At 40.7% G+C, this 22,325-nt stretch carries 23 protein-coding genes; all 23 read right to left on the reverse strand.

Annotation, left to right across the window (positions count from 1 at the left end; translation table 11 throughout):
* Window position 1: 1 nt before the first annotated feature.
* On the reverse strand, window positions 2-514 hold the full coding sequence (locus ACDD58_RS18855) for a hypothetical protein (RefSeq protein ID WP_370778684.1): 513 nt from the start codon (window positions 512-514) through the stop codon (window positions 2-4).
* Window positions 486-1,496 (reverse strand): pentapeptide repeat-containing protein, encoded by a 1,011-nt coding sequence (locus tag ACDD58_RS18860; RefSeq protein ID WP_117921953.1) that lies wholly within the window; start codon window positions 1,494-1,496, stop codon window positions 486-488. The genes ACDD58_RS18855 and ACDD58_RS18860 overlap by 29 nt, the downstream gene beginning before the upstream one ends.
* A 17-nt stretch (window positions 1,497-1,513) precedes the next feature.
* Window positions 1,514-2,980, reverse strand: coding sequence for a contractile injection system protein, VgrG/Pvc8 family (locus ACDD58_RS18865; RefSeq protein WP_370778685.1), 1,467 nt, complete (start codon window positions 2,978-2,980; stop codon window positions 1,514-1,516).
* A 15-nt stretch (window positions 2,981-2,995) separates the two neighbouring features.
* Complete coding sequence (locus ACDD58_RS18870) at window positions 2,996-3,619, reverse strand: hypothetical protein (protein WP_117921951.1); 624 nt, start codon at window positions 3,617-3,619, stop codon at window positions 2,996-2,998.
* 57 nt (window positions 3,620-3,676) lie between these two features.
* Entirely contained in the window at window positions 3,677-4,450 is a 774-nt protein-coding gene (locus tag ACDD58_RS18875) for a hypothetical protein (RefSeq protein ID WP_370778686.1), read from the reverse strand.
* Between the two features lie 14 nt (window positions 4,451-4,464).
* Complete coding sequence (locus tag ACDD58_RS18880) at window positions 4,465-7,056, reverse strand: molecular chaperone (protein ID WP_370778687.1); 2,592 nt, start codon at window positions 7,054-7,056, stop codon at window positions 4,465-4,467.
* A 17-nt stretch (window positions 7,057-7,073) separates the two neighbouring features.
* Entirely contained in the window at window positions 7,074-7,766 is a 693-nt protein-coding gene (locus ACDD58_RS18885) for a hypothetical protein (protein WP_006858373.1), read from the reverse strand.
* A 73-nt stretch (window positions 7,767-7,839) separates the two neighbouring features.
* Window positions 7,840-9,075 (reverse strand): hypothetical protein, encoded by a 1,236-nt coding sequence (locus ACDD58_RS18890; protein ID WP_370778773.1) that lies wholly within the window; start codon window positions 9,073-9,075, stop codon window positions 7,840-7,842.
* 14 nt (window positions 9,076-9,089) lie between these two features.
* A complete protein-coding gene (locus ACDD58_RS18895) occupies window positions 9,090-10,841 on the reverse strand; it encodes a hypothetical protein (protein WP_370778688.1) in 1,752 nt (583 codons plus the stop codon).
* The gene (locus ACDD58_RS18900) at window positions 10,838-11,668 is read right to left on the reverse strand and encodes a PP2C family serine/threonine-protein phosphatase (RefSeq protein ID WP_370778689.1); all 831 of its coding nucleotides are present in this window, start codon (window positions 11,666-11,668) and stop codon (window positions 10,838-10,840) included. The genes ACDD58_RS18895 and ACDD58_RS18900 overlap by 4 nt, the downstream gene beginning before the upstream one ends.
* On the reverse strand, window positions 11,665-12,171 hold the full coding sequence (locus ACDD58_RS18905; protein ID WP_006858377.1) for an FHA domain-containing protein: 507 nt from the start codon (window positions 12,169-12,171) through the stop codon (window positions 11,665-11,667). The genes ACDD58_RS18900 and ACDD58_RS18905 overlap by 4 nt, the downstream gene beginning before the upstream one ends.
* A 23-nt stretch (window positions 12,172-12,194) precedes the next feature.
* Window positions 12,195-12,731, reverse strand: coding sequence for an FHA domain-containing protein (locus ACDD58_RS18910; protein ID WP_055193079.1), 537 nt, complete (start codon window positions 12,729-12,731; stop codon window positions 12,195-12,197).
* Between the two features lie 52 nt (window positions 12,732-12,783).
* Window positions 12,784-13,227: a DnaJ domain-containing protein gene (locus ACDD58_RS18915; protein WP_195441746.1), complete on the reverse strand. Its 444-nt coding sequence runs from the start codon at window positions 13,225-13,227 to the stop codon at window positions 12,784-12,786.
* A 108-nt stretch (window positions 13,228-13,335) separates the two neighbouring features.
* Window positions 13,336-13,761: a hypothetical protein gene (locus ACDD58_RS18920; RefSeq protein ID WP_022112793.1), complete on the reverse strand. Its 426-nt coding sequence runs from the start codon at window positions 13,759-13,761 to the stop codon at window positions 13,336-13,338.
* A gap of 17 nt (window positions 13,762-13,778) precedes the next feature.
* Window positions 13,779-14,207, reverse strand: coding sequence for a hypothetical protein (locus ACDD58_RS18925; protein WP_006858383.1), 429 nt, complete (start codon window positions 14,205-14,207; stop codon window positions 13,779-13,781).
* A 34-nt stretch (window positions 14,208-14,241) separates the two neighbouring features.
* Window positions 14,242-16,422 carry a hypothetical protein gene (locus ACDD58_RS18930; RefSeq protein ID WP_006858384.1) on the reverse strand — a complete coding sequence of 727 codons (2,181 nt, stop codon included), beginning with the start codon at window positions 16,420-16,422 and terminating at the stop codon, window positions 14,242-14,244.
* An 11-nt stretch (window positions 16,423-16,433) separates the two neighbouring features.
* Window positions 16,434-18,191 (reverse strand): VWA domain-containing protein, encoded by a 1,758-nt coding sequence (locus tag ACDD58_RS18935; protein ID WP_370778690.1) that lies wholly within the window; start codon window positions 18,189-18,191, stop codon window positions 16,434-16,436.
* Window positions 18,163-18,762 carry an accessory gene regulator B family protein gene (locus tag ACDD58_RS18940; RefSeq protein ID WP_006858386.1) on the reverse strand — a complete coding sequence of 200 codons (600 nt, stop codon included), beginning with the start codon at window positions 18,760-18,762 and terminating at the stop codon, window positions 18,163-18,165. The genes ACDD58_RS18935 and ACDD58_RS18940 overlap by 29 nt, the downstream gene beginning before the upstream one ends.
* Complete coding sequence (locus tag ACDD58_RS18945) at window positions 18,759-18,911, reverse strand: cyclic lactone autoinducer peptide (protein WP_241070752.1); 153 nt, start codon at window positions 18,909-18,911, stop codon at window positions 18,759-18,761. The genes ACDD58_RS18940 and ACDD58_RS18945 overlap by 4 nt, the downstream gene beginning before the upstream one ends.
* 160 nt (window positions 18,912-19,071) lie before the next feature.
* On the reverse strand, window positions 19,072-20,367 hold the full coding sequence (locus ACDD58_RS18950) for a sensor histidine kinase (RefSeq protein WP_006858388.1): 1,296 nt from the start codon (window positions 20,365-20,367) through the stop codon (window positions 19,072-19,074).
* A complete protein-coding gene (locus ACDD58_RS18955; RefSeq protein WP_370778692.1) occupies window positions 20,368-21,084 on the reverse strand; it encodes a LytR/AlgR family response regulator transcription factor in 717 nt (238 codons plus the stop codon).
* Window positions 21,085-21,108: 24 nt separating this feature from the next.
* Window positions 21,109-21,378 carry a helix-turn-helix domain-containing protein gene (locus ACDD58_RS18960; protein WP_370778693.1) on the reverse strand — a complete coding sequence of 90 codons (270 nt, stop codon included), beginning with the start codon at window positions 21,376-21,378 and terminating at the stop codon, window positions 21,109-21,111.
* Window positions 21,379-22,061: 683 nt separating this feature from the next.
* Window positions 22,062-22,313, reverse strand: coding sequence for a hypothetical protein (locus ACDD58_RS18965; RefSeq protein WP_243006892.1), 252 nt, complete (start codon window positions 22,311-22,313; stop codon window positions 22,062-22,064).
* Between the last annotated feature and the right edge of the window lie 12 nt (window positions 22,314-22,325).

Below are 22,325 nucleotides of genomic sequence, written 5' to 3' on the forward strand. Positions count from 1 at the left end.
TTTATCTGCTCCTCCCTGCTATCTTCACTGGCTCGAACCAAATTCCATTAGCCTCTCTCCGCAAAATACTTTCTGCTATATCTAACCGCACCACAACTTCCCTGTTAAAATCCTTTGCCATAAAGATTTTCCGCCCCTCTGTCTTTTCCACATCTAATACGAACTCCTGCACATTCCCTTTTTTATCATATTGGGACTGACTTGAATCTGCACATACAATCTCTGCCGGACATATCAAACAATACGGCGTTTGCTTTCCACTTTCTTTTTCAATCAGCATCACCCGTTGAAGATCCATATCCTGCTGATACTTTTGTAATATTTTTCTATATTTATCTGCAATCAAAGGATATGGTTTTTCCAGATAATCCGGATAGTCTATACACCGCCCGGTATATTCTTTTACATATGCAATAGATTGCTTCATAACATTCGTACCAATACCCTCTTTTGAAAACTGTATTTGCGGCAACAAACGTAATCGTCTATCTGTTTTCATGATAAAGTAATCCACTGCCAACCTCCTCCGGGAACTTACAATCCACAATCTGAGCATCTTGAAAATTAATCTCTTCTGCCAGCAATACTTTTGAAAAATCTACTTGAATCAATTTTGCTCCTGCAAAAGAGACATGCTTTATTTTTGCTCCTGCAAAATCAACTTGTTCTAACGTTGCTCCTGAAAAATCTGTATCAAAAATCTTCATTTTTTCCATCTTTGTGTTTTTCAGCATCGTATTTTGTAAATTACTAAAAAGTAAATGGCTCTTATTCCAACTGCTTTGAGTAAAATTACATCCTACAAACGAAGAAAATTGAAATTCCAATTCTTCATAATTTCCTTTTGACAAGTCTAAATTTTCAAAAATCTCATAACTAAAAAGTTTTTTCTTTTTGGATTGTAGATAACTTCTTACCTCTTTGCTATCTTTTATGGTATTATCTTCCTTATACAAAATATCAAACCGATCCAGATACCCACCAATACAGACTACAAAACACGGTGCCCTCTCTATCCTCTGGTACGCCTCTGTCTGAACAACCTTCCGCATCCCTGCCCGAATCAATTCAGCAATATAAAAGAGATACAACTTGCTTTCTGCAAATACCCTTCTTTGTGCCTCTGCCAAGCTTGTCTTTCCATTGGATTTTTTTCGTAACTCCTCCACCAAATCCCCATACTGCTCTAAATAAGAATAAAATTCTCCCACATGATAACTGTCACTACATTCCACGTAATCCAAAAACCAATTCTCATCATACGCATCCAAACGGATTTCATGCTTTTTCAATAAAATATTGGTTTGCAACACAGAAAAATGGATATAGGCAATGGCTCCTTTTCTTCCCTGCCTCTGCATTTCATAGATTTTATTACAATATTCAGAAAAACAATCTACAAACTGTTCAACTAACTGTTCAAAATGACTTTTCACATAGTAATCCAGTTCAGCAGCCAACTCTTTACCTTTTCGTTGAAGGTCAATTCCTTGCACACACTGCACCCCCTCACCTAATTAGATTTTACTTCCTGTCCTGTTACTTTTATATCTTCTTCTATTTTGACAGATGCTGTTTCATTACAGCTTAAATCAACTCCCGTAAGTCCGATAATATTTATATTTTCCTCCGCACTTAAAACTATATTCTGATCTGATTTGAACTCAATATCTTTATCGCTTGTAATTAAAACACCCCCCTCATCCGTTAAGGTAATAACTGTACCATCCGCAATAATATAAATACCTCCCGGAGTTAAACGAATTTCTTTGCCGTCTTGATTACGAAGAGACTTGACACTAGGATCATCTCTCTGCCCACTATATTCTCCGCTGCCTCCAGAAACACTATCACTGCCTCCACCAGGAGAACTGTTATTTACTTCTTCATGTACAGAACTTATCGCATAGCTATGCTCTTCCACACCATCTGGAAAGTAAACTCTTACACTATCACCAATCTCAGGCATACAATACCATCCACTTCCATCTTGTGATGAATAAATTGTTGAATAAGGGAAAAAACACAATTTTCCCGGATTATGTCCTGAAATTTCATCTATTTCCAGTGAAACCTTTACCTGATCATTTTTAATTGCAACAATTTTTGCATTTAATGAAGCTCCGGCTATCCGTTCATTCCATTGGTGAAGCTGACTCATTCCTTTTCGGGTTGTTAATGTCAAATGGTATACAAAAATTCCCTTTTCCATACGTGCCATAATCTGATACACATATAATGTCTGTCCCTGAAACTGTACTTCATCTCCGATATCCGCAGGTGAATATGTTTCCACCTCATAGTAAATAAAATCCTGTTCGCTCAATCCACTGATACCACTGTTTGACAATTTTAAATACTTGCCAATATCTTGTTTTACAACATAGTTAACCGTTTCTAAGTTCAGTTTTCCATTGTCTGGTACACCAAAATAACATCTTGGACAATTTATATGAACATCATTAACCAAGCCCGTATGAAAATGTGAGGCCAGTCTTCGAGAAAATTCCCAATCTGTCTCTTCGTACTGCACAATAAATTGTCCTATACTTGCATTTTGAGTAATAACATCCCTAAACGCAGCATCCGCATAATCAGCGGCTACCTGATTTAACAATTCACTGTATAGCATTTGTATATTCTGAAAGCTCCGGCTCTTTTTCCCTATATCCAAAAGATAACTGTAGGAAATAGCATATACTTCCATATAATAAGAACCCTGTATGGCTTTGACTTTCACATCCTGCACAATTCCCTGAAACAAAATATCTCTATTTCCGTCAGTTTCTCTGACTGACAAACTCACATTGCTTCCCTGACTGTTATTTATCACATAACTGTCCTTTTTTTCCTCTGGAAGCAGTGCCTTAAAATAAAATGTACCATGTTCATTCATTTGTTGATCAATACGTACATCTAATAATTGTTCTACTATATAGGGGGCTACTTCTATATTTTGAAAAGAAATAATTTTTTCCATATTTGCTTCTCCCCCCTATTCTATTGTTTCTACCGTTTCGATTGACTGTATCATTTCAAAGGCAACCGGTCTCCAATATTTCATCTCTTTGGTTCGACAATTAAAACTTCCCATCAATGGTTGTCCCTTCACTGCCAAATAGAACATAAGATTGTATAATTTCCCGTCCATAGCAGGATTTGAAAACTCCACATAAGCAATCTTTTTCCCTAAAACATCCACCGAACCTATTTCTCTCTCTTTAATGCCTGGATTTACTCGTTTCATCATACCAAAAATCTGATTACGAAAATTTTCTATTGTTGCATCGCTTACCTCTCCTTCCATATATTGAAACATCAGATTTATGGTTCCTGTTTCATCTGTAAGAATTGTTTCCGGTCGATGTTCAGACGGATATTTATTTTTAGTCATATCTGGATCTAATGGTACAAAATTCTTCGGCAGCATCATGGTAATTGTATCTTTTGCCAGAAGACTACGTTCAAAATATATCCATTTTCCAAAAATCCTGACACCAGTATATATATTGCGTTCTTCCACTGTTTCTGACTGATTAACCTTAGAACTTTCTTTTTTTTGTTCTGCCTTATTCATCATGTCAATAATTTGTTCATCAAAAAATTCTTCTTTTCCCATCTTTTTCTCTCTTTCTTAAACCATCATTCAATTACTATAAATTTTCAGTTTGTCATTTCAATCCACAATAATCACCCTTGCATTTACTTTTTCTTTTTTGAATTTTCCCATATTATCCACGATATTCTCCAGCTTCTCATACACCATTTGGTTATCGTACGACATGATCTTATCCACTACAGCTTTCTTCATCTTATTACTTAAATATGCCGCAATCACTTTTCGCTCCACCCTCCCCTGTGTATTCCAAACCAGACTGCAAAATCCAAAATCAAACTGATCCTTCTCCTCCATGTTCCAAAGCTCTTCTCCAAACTGCTTAACTACCACCGGGTGCAGCGTTTTCTCCCCCATTCCTGCCACCGTAGCACAGATCAGATTTACCGTATCGTACTCGGTTGACATATCCGCAAAATTCTTATAACTGTCACGCAGTGCCGAACCTTCCCGCAGATAGAAGCGGCACATTTCCATCTGGTTCTCGCCCAGCTCCAGCTCCTCATCCAGAAAAAATCTGACACGGTAAGCCTTGTAGTCTAAATTTGTATCATCCTCCAAAAATTCGGCTTTCAAAACCTGCCACCTGTTCTTGGGCTGATAAGTTACCTCTTCCTCTTCCATCAGCAAATAGATAAAATCGTGAAATTTCAACATCCCTTTCCCGATGACAAGCCGACCATCTTCTGCCCGTATATCACAGCCCTTTAACAGACCGTCCGTATACTCCGCATAATATAACTGCCATCCTGCATAGGTGTAATCCCTGATATCCCACAAACTTTCTTTTTTCAAAATACGCCTGCCCGCAAACACCGGAACCCTGATTTCCATGAAACTTCACACTCCTATTTCTTCCCGTCAAAAAAACTGTTCACCCAGTTATCACTCTCGAAACTGAAAAATTCTGCTTTCCCCAGATAAAGTTCATCCATTTCACAGTAAACCGGAACAACCTGAAATCCCCATTCCTCCTGTTCTGCCCATACGAAGAACTTCACATCTCCATTCTCAATACTGTCCGTCTCTTTCTGTAGAATATGGGAACCATAAACCGCCTCAATCTCCTCATAGCTTTTCTGTGAAAAATCTTCTTGCCTGCATACATACTGAAAACGGCAATGTTCCTCCCCGTCCGCATTTTTCAAGTACAGCGGAAGAATCAAATCCTCCATATTCCTCGAAATAGTTCCCGCCGTATCCCAGTCTTTAAAACCATCCACCAGTACCACTTCTTTTCCATTATGGGTATAAGCGGTAATCCGATAGGGGAGCACAGCTTTACCATTGTTCAGGTGAATATCTGCCAGCCCATATTTCCGGTCACGCAGATATTTCAGCGCCCCGTCCACACAAGTCATCTTTAATTCAAAATCTGCCGCATCAATATTCGCCCTTTTCCGAAACTGTATCATTCTCCCCGGAACGAACTCTTTTAACGCATCCTTGAACAAATCAATCTTGCAGGACTGCCCCGTCAGCTTAATAAAGGAAAAATCCTGTATTCTTCCGCTGTGGTATAATTCCTCCATAAATTTCTGTACAATGCCGTATATCTCGCCGGATAACAGCAGCTCTATCTCAAAATAGTTCATCATCACTTCCGGTATCATCTTTTCCACCGTAAGGCTGTTCCCTTTCCAGAAAGACAGTTTCCACTTATCCAATAAAACAGTATTTTCCCGCTGTCCTTTTTGTTCCGAAGTAACTGTGACCTCCAATGCTCCGACTTTTCCGTAAAATAATTTTTTTATCTGCTCTGCTGTATTGAACAAGGTATAAAAATTATTTTTCACCTTGTAATACTCGCTGCGGTTATATCTTTCAAAATCGGCAAAACGCGTCGGAAGTGTCTCTTCCGCTTTTTGATATTCCTGCTCTAAATACTGATAAAACGCCTTTACTCCATGCGAATCAATAAAACGGTAAATATCCGTATCCATGTATTCCAGGATTTCTTTCACACTGCTTACATTCTGATTTCCAGTTGCCCGCACCAGTGCGATTTTCAATATCTGCATAATGCGGTACGTTATGTTATTTCCGCCAAAGTCCGTATCGCCGTTTTCGTATGTAGTTTCCATATAGATTTTGTAAGCGGCTCTGCGGTCCTGAATACGAAAACGATAAGAACATAAATCTGTTGTCCCTCCTCCACAGTCTATGATAAGCGCTTCATATTCTTCGTTTTCTTCCAAAGTATCCTGCTCTAACATATTCGAAATGGTGTTATATAATACAGCCATTCCCTCATCTAACATAATCTCCTGATTGATCATATATTCCGGCAGTATTTTCCGAAACATTCTGCGGAAATAATGCTTCTGTTTCACCGGGCTTGAGATATGTACCTGCGAAATGCGGCATTTAAAACGGTTCTCCGTTTTTCTTATGATATATAGAAAGAAGCGGCGCAAAATCTCTGCCCTCTTTACCAGCCTCCGCCGTCCCTGTCTGTCAACAATTTCTTCCTCTTTGTCATATTCCCCAATCCATCGTTTTACATCATAAAAGACACAAAAACCCTCGTCTACATAACTCGCGTTTGCCAGCCTTATGGCATCATAACCGAACAGCAGCTTATCGTCTTCTTCCTCCACTGCCAATACTCCTATCACGCTGGGTAATAGCATACTTTCCCCTGCGCCGTCCTCAAAAACCGTATAATTGATTTCATTTTCCCTGCAATTTTTTATTGCTGCCTGCTGTCCCACATGCTCGAAATAAGCAGAATCCAGATACACTCCGGCAGTGGTATTTACAGAACCAAAATCAATCGCCATAGGCAGCATCAGCGTTACCGGTTTTCTCACCACAAAATCAATCAACGGTATACTGTAAACCTCGATATGCTCCGGCAATATCGTCTGCTCTCCATAGTACAGGTGATACATACACTCTGAGTTCTGACGTCCCATGCAGAAAATTCTGTAATCTTTTCTCTGCGTCTCCCGTGTCTCTAACTCCGCCGCCTTAGTAAGATACAATTTTTCCTGTTTTCCCCCATGCTCTTTGAGATTTAAAATCGCACAGAGCGTCTTATCGCTTCCTATTAAAAAGGCATTTGTTCCTGCCAACTCTTTCTTATAAGGAATGGTATAGCCGTCATAATACTCGATGGAAAGTCCCTCATAAGCTAAAATCTGGGACTGGCAGTATAATTCTTCACTGGGCTTTATTACAATCCTGGTATTTTTTAAAAATTCCTCTACCCGCTCTTCTCCCCCTTTTTTCCTGTCACAGATAAGGAAGTCCTGTCTTTTTCCCATGTAACGCATAATCGTCTGGATCAGTTCTTCTTTATCGAGAGGGTGTATCACACCATTCATAATCTTTTCACGACGGCAGATTTCCCTTAGCTGATAGGTGGTCATCAACTCCAGTTCTGATTTTTCATATTTCATTTCGTTTTTCCTTGTATCCGTTCCGGTTGCCTCCATACCTATCACCTCCGCCTCTATATTAAAAGTACCTTATCTAATATCATAGTTTCTTCTACTTCCAAAATTCCGAAATGTTCCTGATAAAAAACTTCTGTCCTCACTCCTATCGGTAAAAAAGTGTCTAATAAAAATTGAACCCTTTTCCTTTCTTCCTGCGTTTCTGCACTTCCAACGTAAATATAAAGTTCATTGGCACAATCCATGCTTTTATATATAATAGAGTCTTGATATATCTCTTGAAACAGCCACTTGAAAATCTCACGATAGTTACGAGAAGATATGACATCCATGAGCGCCAATACAATATATTTTTTTTCATAGGATGAAAATAACTGTATAGCCGCCTTTGCCTTCCTCCCAAACTGCCCGCTTTCCAATTCCTCCACCAGGAACTTAAAATAATAATCCTTCCTGCTCATGCCCATCCTTAAGTCCGTCAGCGCCAGATAATGAAATACCGCATCCACAAAGATTTCCTTTGTTTTTCCATATTCTTTCTGATTAATATCCAACACCCCGCTGAAAATATCAAAAAAGCGGTAAAATGGATTCACCTCTACGGCAGTCTGCTCCACTGTCTGCGTATTTAAATCGTAAAAGGATACCTCCAGATACGGACTTCGTACCTCTGGCACCTCATACTGCAAATCAGCTTCCCTTATTCCGTTTTTTTCCGCTGCAAGCACAACCTCCCAGATATACTGCATACACTTAAACTCCTTTGTCCTATGTCCTGTCTCCCTGTCGTTTTACAAGGCTGTACCGCCTAACATAAAATGGTTAAAGGTGCGAATCCATCAGAATACCAACACACTTATATTCACAGACCGATAACTGTATCTGTGACACAAAAAAACGTACCATATCTTCGCAAAAGTTCTTTTTCTGTCCCTTTCGTGTGAAATACAATGCCAACGTTTTTCTTGTCTCCATCGGGAAAACGGTATTTCCCAAAAATGGATTCATATCCCCTTCCAGACAGGACTCCGGTGGTGTTTCAAGCACCTCACACTTTTCTAACTCTACATAAACATTATGTTCAAAGCTCTGTACCATCCAAAACAACTCTGTCCGGCTGTCAAGGGAACTTTCCTGCCGTTCTCTGTAATTTTGAAAAAAACTGCTTTTTCTGCTGTTGCTTAACATTTCGCAGGTATACCCATGGGAACTTGTATCTGTCTTTTCAATGAAACGATATGCTTCCCAATCCCGAAAAGATTCTTTCAGCGACGTCATAATAATTTTATCTTTTTCATGCCTGACTTTAAGGACATCCTCATTGATCCCAAGCATATATCCGCTGTCCAAATCATAGTTTTTTAAATCCAGTTCATGTTCATAATATTTCTCATCAATGCACGGAACCATAAATTTACGGCACTGAAATGTGAACTTTTCTATATTCCATAACAGCAGCATGCCATTTTTAATATCTTCCTCATAGCTGCCAAAATCTATTTTCAAACCGTTTCCATCCGTTTCCCCGTCCGTATCTATTTCATAAAATCTATCCAGATATCCCGTATTGACTGTTGTCCAGCATATCTTGTTATAGACGAATACCTGATACAGCTCCGACAACGCCTGCTGATAACATTTTGCTTTGCGCACCCGGACGGTATAGGATTTGCCGCTGTCATCGACCCCTTGAAAATCTGCTGCTTTTTCAAATTCTGCTTTCTTTTGATAACTGCCCGCAAAATAGATAATGCAGGGCATTGCTTCCTGCTTCTCCTGCTCCTTATCCTCCTGCAGTAATGCCGGAACAACCGGGTACAGTGTTCCGTTGATAGGGTCATAATCTTTCTGGGTGATAACCGTCATAGAGACTGCATATTTCTCATTTGGAATCTCTATTTCCCGTTTGATTTGATTTTCCAAATCCAGATACCGTTTCTCCATCCGTTCAAAAATCGGCACAAGACCTTCTAACAATATCTCCCTTGCGTCCTTCCGCTCATCCAGATCCTCTATTTCTGTCAGCCTTTTTCGTATGTGCTGCTGTAAATCTGTCATACTTTCCACAATATTTACCCCTCTGTGATCTGCATATCAATATCGCTCAAAATTCCCTCTATCCTCTGCACATCTTCATCACTCCCAAGTTCCTGATAAACCGATTTTGCAGACAGATACTGTGATTTTGCTCCCCACAAATCCCCGGACTGCCGGCGGGCTTCTCCCTGGCTTTCATAGGCAGCCGCCGTATTTTTCTGTTCCTCCTGTTCACTTAACTTTTCTTCTACGGCATCCAATTTTTTCTGTGCATCTTCCTGTCCCGCCGTATCCGCTACTTCACCATACTTGGCAACTGCCATCGTATAATAAACTTTCGCCCCAACATAATCTTTTTCCAGACATGCCTTATCTCCTGCTGCCACCATCTCCGCTGCGGCAACTGTCTGCTGTGCCTGACTGTCTGCTTCTTCCTGTGCCGCGCTCTCGGCATCTGCCTTTTCCTCATAAAGCTTTTCCAGCGAATCCATAGCAGTCTGTTTGCCCTCCGCATCATGTACGGACAACGCGGCTTTTTTTGCCAGCAGATACTTCTCTTCCGCCCCATCATAATCGCCCTGCTCTAACAGGGAATCTCCAAGGTTTATATAATCCTCCACCGACAGGAATACACTGATATTCTCCAGCTTATTTTCTATGTAATCCGTCCCTACATTGTCCGCATATCTGGTGCGATCCAATGCAGAAAGATAGTATTCTTCGGCCGCTTCATAATCTGCGCTGCTGTAGCTTTCATCTGCCAGTATCACAGTCTCTATCACAAAGGAATATTCCTGCAGACGGTTTCTCATACTGCTGTCTTTCAGCTTTTCTGCCAGTTTCTGCGCCTGCTCGCATTCCTCCTTTGCCCTGACATAATTTCCGGTATTGATATATTCCACTGTATTGGTAAAATGATAATTCATATCCTCAGTACGCTGCACTTTTCTATCACGCAGAAACCACAGCACCACACCGATAACGATTGCCGCTATGACAACAATAACCGTAATCGTCACTATTTTTTTTATCCGTTTCCGTTTCTCCGGATTTTGGTATACTTTATTTACAAAAATAACTGCCAGCGTATAGTTGTCCAGATTCTCCGGCTGTCTTGAAAGCAATAAGTCCTCGATATTATCCACCGTTGTCTGCACTTCGTTGTCAGCTTCTGCAAAAACATCATCCAGCTCCGCCTCGTCCACATTCTCCCAGATTCCCCTTGTATACAGAGCAATCATGTCGGTTTCCGCCAGCTTTATCTTCTTTGAAACCACGGGCTTAAAATTTTTCTGTCCCAGATAGGCATAAAGATTATTCCTCTCTTCATGCTGCATCAACTCATCTTTGGCAATTTTCTCCTGCTCCACCATCTCCTGGGCAAGAGACATATCCCTCGTCTGACGGTAAACCGCCCCTCCCCGGTACATGCGGAGCCTTGTGTTCCCCACATAGCCATATCTCATCTTCTGGTAATCCGTTACAACCACTGTAATAGATGCCTTTAACCGTCTGTCACTTTCTTTTCCTAACAATGCCCGGTTTGCCCGCTTTAACAATCTCTTTACAGTTCGCTTTGACAGAGATGGATTTTCCTGAAAACTAAGAATGACTGTCTCAATGGCAAGCCTTGCGCTTTCTACATCCGTGACCTCCGTAATTCCGTCTGCGATGACATAGCAGGCGAACTCATCTAATTCCACATACCCAAAATAATCTCTGTTTTTTAACCTGCTTCCCTCTTCGGAAATAAACCGTGCCTCAAAATCACTGTTCTGTTTTCTCATGTCATTTCTCCAACTCTTATCAGAATTACGCTGGCATTATCCTTATCGCCTTTTTTCTGATTTACCAGTTCCACCAAATCAAATGCCATTCTCTTACAGCTTTTCTTCCGGGCTAAGCAGTCTTCCATCTCTTTCCATGTCACGCTCTCCTGCATTCCATTACTGAAAACTGCCACCACATCCCCTTCCTGTAAGCGAACCGGCTTGTCGTAGAACTGTATTTCCTTAAAACCGTCTCTTCCCAGGTAATTGTAAATTCTTTTTTCCTGCAGCATAGACAGGGCATCTTCTCTTGTCAGAACGCCTTCCACATACTTATCCTGTGCCAGCACATCTACGGTGTGTCCCGTTCCAAGGGGAACCAATTCCTCATTTCGGAATACTGCAATCTTTACATTCCCGACAATCCCGTAAAACAGAAATCCTCCCTGTATCATAACGGCGCTGACTGCCGCCATTCCTCTTCCCTCATCCATCTGTTTTAAAATTTCCCGGTTTGCCGTCTGAAACGCTTTCTTAAAAAAATAGGACGGGTGGTCTGCCATGTTGTACGTTTCAAAAATTTCTTTAAAACCCCGAATGACTGTCTTAGCAGCAATTCTGCCGCCCGCTTCTTTTCCCATTCCGTCTGCTAAAACCGCCAGTAAACCATTCTCATTTTCTTCTATTGTAAAGTAATCCATCTGTATTTCACGGCTGCCGATGGTCTTGCAGGCTCCCGTCTCATATCCCTCTCTGCTGCTCCGGAATACCAGACAAAAACGGTACAAAAATGCAATCCCTAAGAAAGCGCATAAGATACAGACTGTCAGGTACGGGACATTCATTTATCGTCCTCCCACATATAATGCTCCCCGCAGAAAGGGACAAAAAGGAATGTGCTCTCCCCCATCTCAATCACGTCATATGCACTTAACGGCTGCGGCAGATAGACCGCTTCACCGTTCAGATAGACCAGACCGTTGCTGTCTCCCGGCAAAATCATGTTCTCCCGTTTCTTCGCATCAAATACAATCACCGCATGATTTCTCCGTGCGATTTTGTTATCCCCCAGAATCTGAATGTCCATATCATCTGCCCGTCCCACAAAATTCTTTCCGTCCATGACCCGGTAATCTTTGCCTCTTCTCGGACCTTTTACGCATACAATCCAGCCGCAGACCGGATTCTCCTCCTCCAGAAAAAGAATGTCCTCAATTTCTTCCTGCGATTTTTCCACTGACTTTTTTTCTTTCGTGGCTGTCTCAATATTGCAGTACGGACACACTGTTCCATATCTCCTGCTTGAAAAAAGATGTCCGTTCTGACAGCGAATTAAATTTCCACTCATGTTTTTTCCTCCATATGTACACGCTATTTTGCCCCTAATCTGGTATTCCCGATAAAAATAATATCGCCTGCGTTAATCCGGCAGGGATGCTCCCTTGACACCTGATACACTTTGCCATCCTTCGCATCCTGGATTCTTACGCCGTTTCTGCTTCCTAAATCTTCAATATACCACTGCCCCGCCGCATAATTTAACACGGCGTGCTGACGGTCTGCCATTCCGCCATACTCTGTATTCTGAAGATTAATGTCCACGTTTTCCTTATGCTCGTCCCGTCCGATTAAAAGGGACGTCTTTCCGCCAATATGCCAGGCTGATATTTCGTTTCCCTCTTCATCTAACAGCAACAGTTCCTGTATTCCCCGCCCATTTCCTCTTTTTTTCTGTCTGCCGGACAGAGAATCCGTCACTGCCAGCAGCAAAAATGCCAGAAATACAATCCCGCAGACAGCCATAAGCGTATCCCGCCCCCTGCTCTGCTCCATATATGTAAAACATAGAATTATAATTGCAGCGGAAAGACTGCATATCATCATGTCCATGAAATTTTTCTTATTCATTTTCACCTCAATATCACCGCAAATCTGCGTCTGAAAAATCAAATCGTCTTTCTCAACGTTTCAATCCCATATAACGTTCAAATAAATCTGTCACATCCATGGGATTAATCTTTTGTTGCGTGCGATTCTCCTTTTTCTCACTCTGCTTTCCCATGGAAAAAAATCGTTCAAATTCCTTTTCAATATCTCCCGGATCAATCGTTCCTCCTCCGGTATTCTTTCTGCCCGTCCCAGCACCGTTCCTTCCTGTCCCAGCGCTGTTCCTTCCTGCCGCACTTTTCTGTTCTTTCTGCGCTGCCCCGGCATCATACTCTTTTCTTTTTTGTTTATCGCTCAGAATCCGGTATGCCTCTCCGATTTCCTTAAACCGTTCCTCTGCCCGCTTATCTCCCGGATGTGTATCGGGGTGGCATTCTTTTGCCGCTTTTCTATATGCCTTTTTTATGGTGTCCTCATCAGCCGTTTGCGAAACCCCTAATACCTGATATGGATTCATATTTGTTCCAACCTTTCATTCATGGCAATAGAAAGCCCGTAAAATGCGCTTTCTATTGCCGATTTAAGGCGCAGGCTGTCCTATTTGCTGACAATCTGCGCCCTGCTGTTATGCTGAATAATTTCCTTCTACCGCTACAGAAGCGATTTTGTCTTTCTTCTGTCTGAGTACTAATGTGAAGGTTCCGGTTCCCTCTACATCGCCAAACTCTTCTTTGTAGTCAAGCACAAATGCGTTTGGGAAACAATATTTTCTCTCCATTACGCCGCCTGCCACATGCTCTACTGTCACCTTCCGATAACAATCCGCTTTCTCCGCCGGAACAACGGACCATAATGCCAGCTTCCTGGTACTGTCAGTAATATCCCCGTCCAAAGCCGCTAAAATCTTTCCGGTAATTACCATAGTTGCGCCGACATCCTTCGTTCTCGCATTAGAATCCAGCGGAATATCAGTAGTAACCTTTACGCTTCTGACACATTCCTTCGCCACTTCAAAGCTCTCGCTTCCTTCGACTTTTACTAAAAATGACATAATTTCCTCTCCTTTCTTTATTCACCGTAGCCGCCTTCGATCTTCACCGCATCATTCTCGTCCTTTTTCTGCTTGATGTGGAGGTAAAATGTACCCACACCGGTTTCATCATCCATATGCTCCTCATATTCCATGACAAACGCATTGGGGATTGTGTACTTTCTTACCACCTGTCCTGCTGATACAACATCGATCTGTGCATTTCTGTAGCAGTCTGCCTGCTCGGACGGAACCTGAGACCATTTGGATAATCCAAGTGTTCCGTCTTCTCCGTCTGCTCCCACCTTATACAACATTTTTCCGGTAATCTTTACTGCAATGCCAAAATCTGTAGCCCTTGCGTTGGAATCTGTTGCGGAATCGGAACTGAACGTAACTTTCTGGATAGTTTTCTCGTCCAGATTGATGTTCTCTGCGCCTCCACTCACTGCTAATCTAAAACCCATGTTCGTTTCCTCCTTCTTTTCTTTTAGACTTTATTTAAAATGTTCTGTCCTCGCTGTTGACCCGGTTAATCTCGATTTCGAGATTCTTCACGTTACCGTTAAATGCGATATCAAGCGTGCAGTATCCCGCTGCCTCGTCGATGGAATACCGGATATCGTCTCCGTTTCCGATAATCGCATTGATGCAATCCTTCTTCTCCATCCATCTGCTTCTCTGGCTGGTAGGCTTGCTGGAGAAAAACTCCACAATATTTTCCTGCTTAAAATCGCCTGTCGCTAAACGCATCACTCTCTGAATGTAAGTAGTCACCTGTGTCTTATAGATTGGCTCATAACTCTTTCCGTCTGTCAGCAGGTTACGTGCCTTGTAGACCATAATGTTCTGGATATTCATATCCTTAAGCACTGCATTTTCGGAAGAAAATACAAATCCGAAATTCTTCCGGTTGATATCGCTCTTGATATCGTTGGTGTATCCTGTAATCTCTTTTGCCATGGTAGTCCGAACCTGCAGTGCGTGATCTCCTGACTCAATGTCAAACCGGACACCCGGAAGCTCATCGTCCACGTTTTTCTTAAACACTTCTTTTAAGTAGTCCGGACTCTGGTAAGCTGCCACCAAACCGGCTGCCACATAAGCAGCTCCTATGTAGACACCATCAATCCAGATTTTCATAACATCTTCTTTTTCTTTAGACAGCGCTGCCGTATTCTGCTCTGTAATGTACATTTTGTTATCCAGAATGACGCCGGACTTGTCTTTTGGTATTACGGTAAAATTCGGGATACAGGGAATTGCATATTCACTAAAAGGCTTGCCAATCAACTGCGTGCATTTTGTTTCATATTTTTCAATTCCCTCTGTCGCCATAACATTAAAGGTGGTCTTATCCCCCGTCTCATAGCTGAAGAAACACTGCACTTCATAATCTTTCAGCGCATCCAGAATCCGAACCAGCGATTCCATGCTGTTCACATCCTCTTTCTCTACGTTCTCATTTCCTTTAAAACGCTCCTTTACCGCCTTCAGCTTAGAACTGCTGTTTAAGGAAACCGACGGAACAATGGCATACCAGATGGTATTCTCAAAATCATTTTTTGCGTTTACCGTATTGAGATATGCTAAAAGTCGCGGAATGTTGCTGCTCTTTGCCAGCATATCGTTGCTCACATTCGATACCACCAGAGAAGGTTTCATTCCCTTGCAGTTTCTCGGATACTGCTCGAAGAAAGCCCATACCCCCATGATTTTTTCCACCAACGGTTTTACTGTCTTGATAAAATCATCCTTGCTCCGCTTGTAGAACTCAAGGTAAGAATTGTAGTTCGCTACTTCTTTCTCAATATCTACCACACTCTCCATCGTAGATGCCAGCGGACAGAAAGTTCTTGCAACCAACGACATAACATACTCATTTCCGTCCTCGTTCAAATCCATATAGTCTTTCTCGATTGCCTGAATCAGTCCGGCGTTGGCATTGTCGTCTAATACCATCAGCTCTTTTTTGTTTTCCTTCGGCGCCTCTAAAATCTTAAGTTCTCCGTGTTCATCCATACTGAGCACGCCAATGCTTAACGGCGCTTCGTCTTTTTTCTTCTGTCCATCGCCCAACAACAGCCTTGTCTTGATATCCTCTATCGCAAGCGGCAGCATTGCCATTACATTGTTGTAATTGACACTTGCTTCTTCAAACATCAGATTCAGCTTATCTGCCGTATCTAACTTCTTCGGATCGCCGTCCTCAAGTTTCGCATATTCGCTGTAGGTATACTGAAGTTCTTTTCGGTTCTGTCGGATATCGTCCATGACCTTTTTGGGTGAAATCATATCCGTCAGTTTCTCAAATTTAAAATCTACGTTGATGCTTCCCTCCGCCCGCTTTGCCTCAACAAGCGTCATCAGCATTTTCAGATAATCATTCTGGCGGTTCAGATGAATTTCACTCAGTAACTCATCTTCAATCGTTTCCGGTTTTTTCAGCGTATAGATTACTTTCTGATTGTTTGCGTCAAAATACGAATACACCACCGGCTCAAATTTCTCCAAAAATTCGTCAAAACTTCTCACCAGCAAGGCATCGTTTATTTCTTTGATTTTGTCGTCACTTACGCTGTTTACCCCCCTGACGTCTCCAACAAGTGTCAGAAGATTCAGCTTTTCCGGATTGATTTCCTCAAAGAGAATCGTCCTGTTTGTCTGTGTTATTGTATTCACTTTGTTCCTCCTTACCTTTCGCTTGGTTTCATATTTTTATAATGAAGTTCAATTTCTGTTCCTCCATTATTAAAAATCAGCAATATTTTTTCTCCATAGTATAAAGAATACTTTCTCTCCCGTTTCAAAATCTGGTTTTCTTTTACGATTGTTGCATAACCACTGTTTTTGAAACACAGTGCATGGTCTTTTCCGCCAGTAAACCTGATTTTATCTGCATCCGATAATTTATAGTCAATCCCGCAGCGGTCTTTGATCCAGTCAAAGGATATACTTTTTCGTGATTTTCCGAATAACTTAATACTGCAGGGCGCAACGTCGTCTTCCTGCTCCCCCTTTAACAAATATACCGCCAACTGTCCTGAGAAATCATATTTCGGCAGCACAGGAGGTTCCGACTTCTCTATGATAATGGAACCCGTCTCACCATCGTTTTTTTTTTGCTTTTTCCTTTCATATAAAACAGAGAGCAAAAGCACCACTGCACATAAAGATATAATTACAATCCAAAGAACCGTATAATCAGGTTCCTCCTCTACAACCGGAACTGTCAATTCCACCGTATCTGCCGTTTTTATGTAATGAACCACATTTTCCGACGGCTGAATTGCAATTTCCACATTCACTTTTGCCGTCTCGTCTGTCTGATACGGAACCATCGCCGTGCCATTTTCCACACGGTAAGACGCTTCCTTGCCATTAATCAAAACAGAAATACTGTCTTTTAAAGTTTCCGAATCCAAAACCGGCTTCTCCTGATGGTTTACAACATTTACTTTCAGGGTAAATACGCCTTCCTCCGAAGTATAGGATTTCTCCATATCAGCTTTTAAAAAATATTCTTTTATCAGATAAGTATGGACATTTCCTCTGTTTTCCAGAGAATAGTCCATTGTAATCTGCCGTTCCAATGGATTTTCCAATTCAGCAACCGCAAACTTGTTTCCCTGAAGCATATTCAGGCTCTCACACTGTCCTGCAACATGAAAATCCTCGATGTTTTCCCCTGACACGAGAAGTATCTTTGCATTCTGCATATAAGTATCCTGCAGATCCACTGTCATATTTCCTTCTCCGGAAACCGCCTCGCCAAGTTCTATTTTTTCTATCTGTAACGTCTGGAACAGATATTTTGCAGTGATTTCTTCAATCGTCTGGTTTTCGCCTACTGTATACTGCTCTCCTGACGTCACTTTCGTTCCATACGAAACCTCATTCTCCGTCTTATCATTGGGGATTGCAAACATGTCAATTTTTATTCCCTGTTCTGCAATCTGATCCACCATATTTTCAAACTGCCTGATTGCAGTTTCTGTTTCGCTTTGATCCCGCAGAGAAATTTCCCCGTCGGAAATAAATACCACTCTTTTATCTGCCGCCGCACTGTCAAACATATCAGCCGCCGTTTCCAACGCCACCGCTGGGGTGGTGTAGCCCTGCAGTTCTACCGTCTCGAGTGCATGTCTGGTTTTCTGATTAATGTTTCCGAAATCTTCCTCATAAACAATTTCCGTGTTATATACCAGCAATGCCACTTCGTATTCTTTCGGCAACGCCGACGCTATCATGCATGCGCTGTCCGCTGCCTCAATCCACTGTCCGTCTCCCTGCATTGATTTGCTTGCATCCAGCAAAAATATAATCTGCTTTTTTTCGGTGATTTCATTGATTTCATTCTTCTCCGCTGCCAAAACCCTTGCCGGAAACAGCAAAGAAAGCCCTATGAACAGCATTGCCAATTTAATTGTTATCTTCTCTACTTTTCCCATTTTTCTCCGTATATCTTTTTACTGACCATGCCAGATAACTCACTCCACACCAGATAACTGCGCCCAAAACCGCATATGCAGCTCTCTGATTTACCGCTAAGAATACCATTCCGAGTATCAGCTCTGTTACAACTATGATTCGCGCCTTTTTTCCGATTACTTTCTTTTCTGCTTCCTCCAGAGGCTTATTTTTATCCTCCAGGGGAGCAAATAGAAATATCCCCATCCCCGCTGCCAACGCCGCAGCGATTGTAAGACAGGTCTGATAAGCAAATTCTGCTTTTATCCATAACAAGGTTAAAACCAGAATCCCACATGAAAGAAAATAGCAGCTCATCCATCCCGGTGCGTGATATCCTCCTGCTTCCTGCCGCAACAGCATAAATGCAATCAGAAATATCATGCAATATAACAATTCCCCAAAGGCCGCGCCAATGACAACACCCGTTCCAATATTGAAAGCATATACGGCAACGGTCTGCAACGCGAATAGATATATATCCCTGTACTCCGATTGAATGCTTCCATTTTCTTCCATGAAGTCTACGATTCTTTCAAAAAGTTTTCTCATTTCTTACTCTCAGAAAACTTTTTGAGATTTTCCGGCACCTTGGGCTGATGCAGAATAAAATAGCAGCATTTTGTTGCAGCGCCTGTTGCTACTTTCTCCAGACCAAATGTCATTAAATTGCTCAAATAGCGGTTTAACAGATTTCTCATCTTGATTCCCCCTCTCTTTTTTCCTAATAATACCATTTTTCGACACAGAATCTTCAAAACGTCAAGAATCGTATGGTTATCTGTAACTTTTTTATTTTTATGCAAAAAAAAGAGACGCCTGTCTCTCACTCACGCATCTCTTATTTCCCTTTACATTTCTTTACATAGAAAAAATCTCATACAATAATACTGTCACCACAAATTGATGATTCCCATCATCAATGATAACCTCCCCATCATACCGTCTGGCTATCTTCCTTATTATATTCAGTCCAAATCCATGCCTGTGTTTTTCTTTTTTTGTTGTCATATAATGATTTCCGCTCTTTTTCCGTTCTTCTTCGTAATGGTTAGAAACCATCATCATAAGGTTTCTTCTATCCACTCGTATTTCTACGCAAACACTACGTTCTTCTGCTTTCACTTTTTTGGATGCCTCTATCGCATTATCCAACAAATTTCCAAGACAGATACAGATATCTTCTGTTTCCACTTTTAAATCTCTCGGTATCATCAGCTTTGTTTCAAATTTAATATCAAATGTCTCAGCAACCGCCGCTTTATAGTTAATAATACTGTCAAAATAGAAACACCCTGTATTAGATACTTTTCTCTGCTTATGTAACTTTTCTAAAGAATTATCGCAATATTTTTTGAGTGCCTCATAGTCTCCTTTCTCCAGATACATTTTCTCCATCAGATACCGTTCCGTCATATTATGGCGGAACTCACTCATTTCTACCCACAGATTCATGTTTTCATTGTACTGTCTGAGATAATATTCACTTTGCTCCTGTAAAACCTCTTCCCGTACTCTTTTTTCTGCTGTTTCTCCAATTTTATCATACAAATAATATGTAAAAATATTTATCAGCATTACCATAAGCGCTGCCACAAAATCCAATGTCTCGCTCATGCTTTCCTTTTGACAGATCATTTCAGCTAAAATGACAATGCTTCCTCCGGGAATCATAAAAATTTCAACCCATTCCTGTGTATTCAACCTGATATTTTTATGCCGCTTGATAAGCGCCAGCAATATTTTTATAAAGAAAAACATAACTAGCTTGGAAACCAGCAATAGTAAGTAATCCTCATTTGCCGTATCTACTTTGACTCCACTTTTCTGAACAAATATCTGCCACCCATAATAAGTCAATACTTCTGATAATGCTCCGCTAATTGCCATAAAAGCAGTAACTGCCGATAAAACCCATGCAGAATCTATATATAAAATACGTAAAGCAAAAAAAAATGAGACAACAAATATTCCTGTATTGTCCCACGCACTTTTTGCAAAACTGTAAGTAAAAAAATTAGAAATAACAAAATACATTCCCCATACAAAACACTCCCACACTCTGCCATGCTTTCTTTGTGTCAGGACTTTTTGTGCAAAAATTCTCTGATACACTAAAGAAAAAATTTCAATGGCTGCCAGCATTACTTTCATCATTTAGCTTATCCTCATCAATTCAATATAACTTTTTCTTATTTTATCCTTATATCTGGGACCTATTTTAAATTCTTTGCCGTCATCCATCACTACTTTTTCATACCGAAATTCCTTTACATAGTTCACATTGACCAGATAAGATTTACTAATCCTTAAAAACTTGATATTCATCTGTTCTAACTGTGCTTCTACTTCATCCAGTTTTTTATAAAAGGAAGAAACACCGTCTGTACTGTAAAGATTCACCTGTCGCTTATCACTCTCAAAATAACGAATTTTATTTACCAAAATCTTATATGGAACTTTTTTATATGTATACTCAAAAATTTCTTCTTTTTGACTCATCGCCTTAAACGCTTCTCTAAACCCACAATCCAGTTCCTCCTCCGAAACAGGCTTGTCTATAAACCGAAATGGCTGTACATTAATGATTTCCTTACAATACTGTTCATAGTAGGAAATGAAGAACAAAATTGCCCTGTTATCCTTTTCCCGAATCCGTCTTGCCGTTTCAACTCCGTTTATCCCGCCCATTTCAATGTCCAAAAGAATGATATCCATATTGCCTTTTTGTTCTATTTCCCATAACAAATCTTCTCCACTTTGAAAACATTTTATTTCTGTATTCAGTCCCAAACGGCAAACGATATTCCTAACCATCTCTTCCTGTATCTGAAGTTGTTCTACTAAATCATCACAAATCCCGATCCTTATCATATATCTTTGCCCCCACTGTAACAACTAATGTTTCCGTTTTGCCAGACTTTTAACCAACGCTTTTACCATATCATAAACAATTCTAATGTCTTCTTCACTGCATTCTTCCAATTCCTGTGAAATTTCTTCATCAAAAACAACTTTCCCTTTCACCAGATTATCACAAATCAATGCGTCAAATGTCGTATCCAGAGTGTTTGCAATATCTATCAAAGTTGCCAAGCTTACTTTTGTCTTTCCCCGCTCTATATTACTCATATGTGGATTAGAAATTCCAACAGTAGATGCCAGCATCTCCTACGACCATTCTTTCTTCATCCGACGCTCTTTTATTCTCATACCTATTGCGCAATAGTCTAATTTCATTTCTATCTCCGAAACTCATTTTCCTTTATCATATCTTTTCTTTGACTATTTAAGAATGCTCTGTATACTAATTTATTTTGCTATGGTTTAATAATCTACAAGAAATTTTTTATTTTATTTGCAAAATTATCATTTTAAGCTTAACATATACGTCATTTTACGTTTATTACCAATGTGTAACCAGACTATATTTCTATTTTATCCTAAATACTTTTTTTCAGTCTGTTTCCTTTGACATTGCTTAGTTTTCTCCTGCTGCGTCTCTGCATTTGCGTGGCTCTTGATTCTGTGGAAAGCCCTTAGAAACTCTGCCATTCCCTCTACCGCCAGCGTTTCCGACTGTACCGGAATAATCAGACTATCACAGCATATCATCACATTTTTTATATGCACTTGGATAAAAATAGGGTTAAGCACTTGCCTCCTCCCGATAAAAATTAAAGCAGAGCTAAATCAAGTATCCCATTTTCATGGAATTTAGATTTAGCCCTGCTTTGGTCATAACGACATCAGCCAATATCCCTAATATTGACAGATCCCGGCTATTCACTATAAGATTTTAATATAACAGCGCTGCCCTATCTACTCTCCTTAGAATAGCGAAAATAGGACTAAATCATAGAAACCGCTTCTTTATAGCTAATCTCTTGACTTAGTCCTATTATAACGTCATCATCAAAAGTAATCGCCACCTTTTTTTCTGCGGTATCTTCCTGTGCCGCAAAAGACAATGTCTCTCTGGCATTTTCATGATTGCCGCCCCACTGACAGACTGCTGCTGCAAAAATAACTGCAGCGATCAGAACATCTTTCGGATAATGAACTCTTTGTTTATGAAAAATATTTTTTACAGATAAAAGCACCCGCGCAATCTC

The organism is Roseburia sp. (genome assembly GCF_041325975.1).
Taxonomy (GTDB): Bacteria; Bacillota; Clostridia; order Lachnospirales; family Lachnospiraceae; genus Roseburia; species Roseburia rectibacter.

Excerpts from the sequence above, each read along its gene's own strand:
- ACDD58_RS18865 (WP_370778685.1), bottom strand. The coding sequence starts at position 2,980 with ATGGAAAAAATTATTTCTTTTCAAAATATAGAAGTAGCCCCCTATATA.
- ACDD58_RS18870 (WP_117921951.1), bottom strand. The coding sequence starts at position 3,619 with ATGGGAAAAGAAGAATTTTTTGATGAACAAATTATTGACATGATGAAT.
- ACDD58_RS18875 (WP_370778686.1), bottom strand. The coding sequence starts at position 4,450 with ATGGAAATCAGGGTTCCGGTGTTTGCGGGCAGGCGTATTTTGAAAAAA.
- ACDD58_RS18880 (WP_370778687.1), bottom strand. The coding sequence starts at position 7,056 with ATGGAGGCAACCGGAACGGATACAAGGAAAAACGAAATGAAATATGAA.
- ACDD58_RS18885 (WP_006858373.1), bottom strand. The coding sequence starts at position 7,766 with ATGCAGTATATCTGGGAGGTTGTGCTTGCAGCGGAAAAAAACGGAATA.
- ACDD58_RS18890 (WP_370778773.1), bottom strand. The coding sequence starts at position 9,075 with ATGACAGATTTACAGCAGCACATACGAAAAAGGCTGACAGAAATAGAG.
- ACDD58_RS18895 (WP_370778688.1), bottom strand. The coding sequence starts at position 10,841 with ATGAGAAAACAGAACAGTGATTTTGAGGCACGGTTTATTTCCGAAGAG.
- ACDD58_RS18900 (WP_370778689.1), bottom strand. The coding sequence starts at position 11,668 with ATGAATGTCCCGTACCTGACAGTCTGTATCTTATGCGCTTTCTTAGGG.
- ACDD58_RS18905 (WP_006858377.1), bottom strand. The coding sequence starts at position 12,171 with ATGAGTGGAAATTTAATTCGCTGTCAGAACGGACATCTTTTTTCAAGC.
- ACDD58_RS18910 (WP_055193079.1), bottom strand. The coding sequence starts at position 12,731 with ATGAATAAGAAAAATTTCATGGACATGATGATATGCAGTCTTTCCGCT.
- ACDD58_RS18915 (WP_195441746.1), bottom strand. The coding sequence starts at position 13,227 with ATGAATCCATATCAGGTATTAGGGGTTTCGCAAACGGCTGATGAGGAC.
- ACDD58_RS18920 (WP_022112793.1), bottom strand. The coding sequence starts at position 13,761 with ATGTCATTTTTAGTAAAAGTCGAAGGAAGCGAGAGCTTTGAAGTGGCG.
- ACDD58_RS18925 (WP_006858383.1), bottom strand. The coding sequence starts at position 14,207 with ATGGGTTTTAGATTAGCAGTGAGTGGAGGCGCAGAGAACATCAATCTG.
- ACDD58_RS18935 (WP_370778690.1), bottom strand. The coding sequence starts at position 18,191 with ATGGGAAAAGTAGAGAAGATAACAATTAAATTGGCAATGCTGTTCATA.
- ACDD58_RS18940 (WP_006858386.1), bottom strand. The coding sequence starts at position 18,762 with ATGAGAAAACTTTTTGAAAGAATCGTAGACTTCATGGAAGAAAATGGA.
- ACDD58_RS18945 (WP_241070752.1), bottom strand. The coding sequence starts at position 18,911 with ATGAGAAATCTGTTAAACCGCTATTTGAGCAATTTAATGACATTTGGT.
- ACDD58_RS18950 (WP_006858388.1), bottom strand. The coding sequence starts at position 20,367 with ATGATGAAAGTAATGCTGGCAGCCATTGAAATTTTTTCTTTAGTGTAT.
- ACDD58_RS18955 (WP_370778692.1), bottom strand. The coding sequence starts at position 21,084 with ATGATAAGGATCGGGATTTGTGATGATTTAGTAGAACAACTTCAGATA.
- ACDD58_RS18960 (WP_370778693.1), bottom strand. The coding sequence starts at position 21,378 with ATGCTGGCATCTACTGTTGGAATTTCTAATCCACATATGAGTAATATA.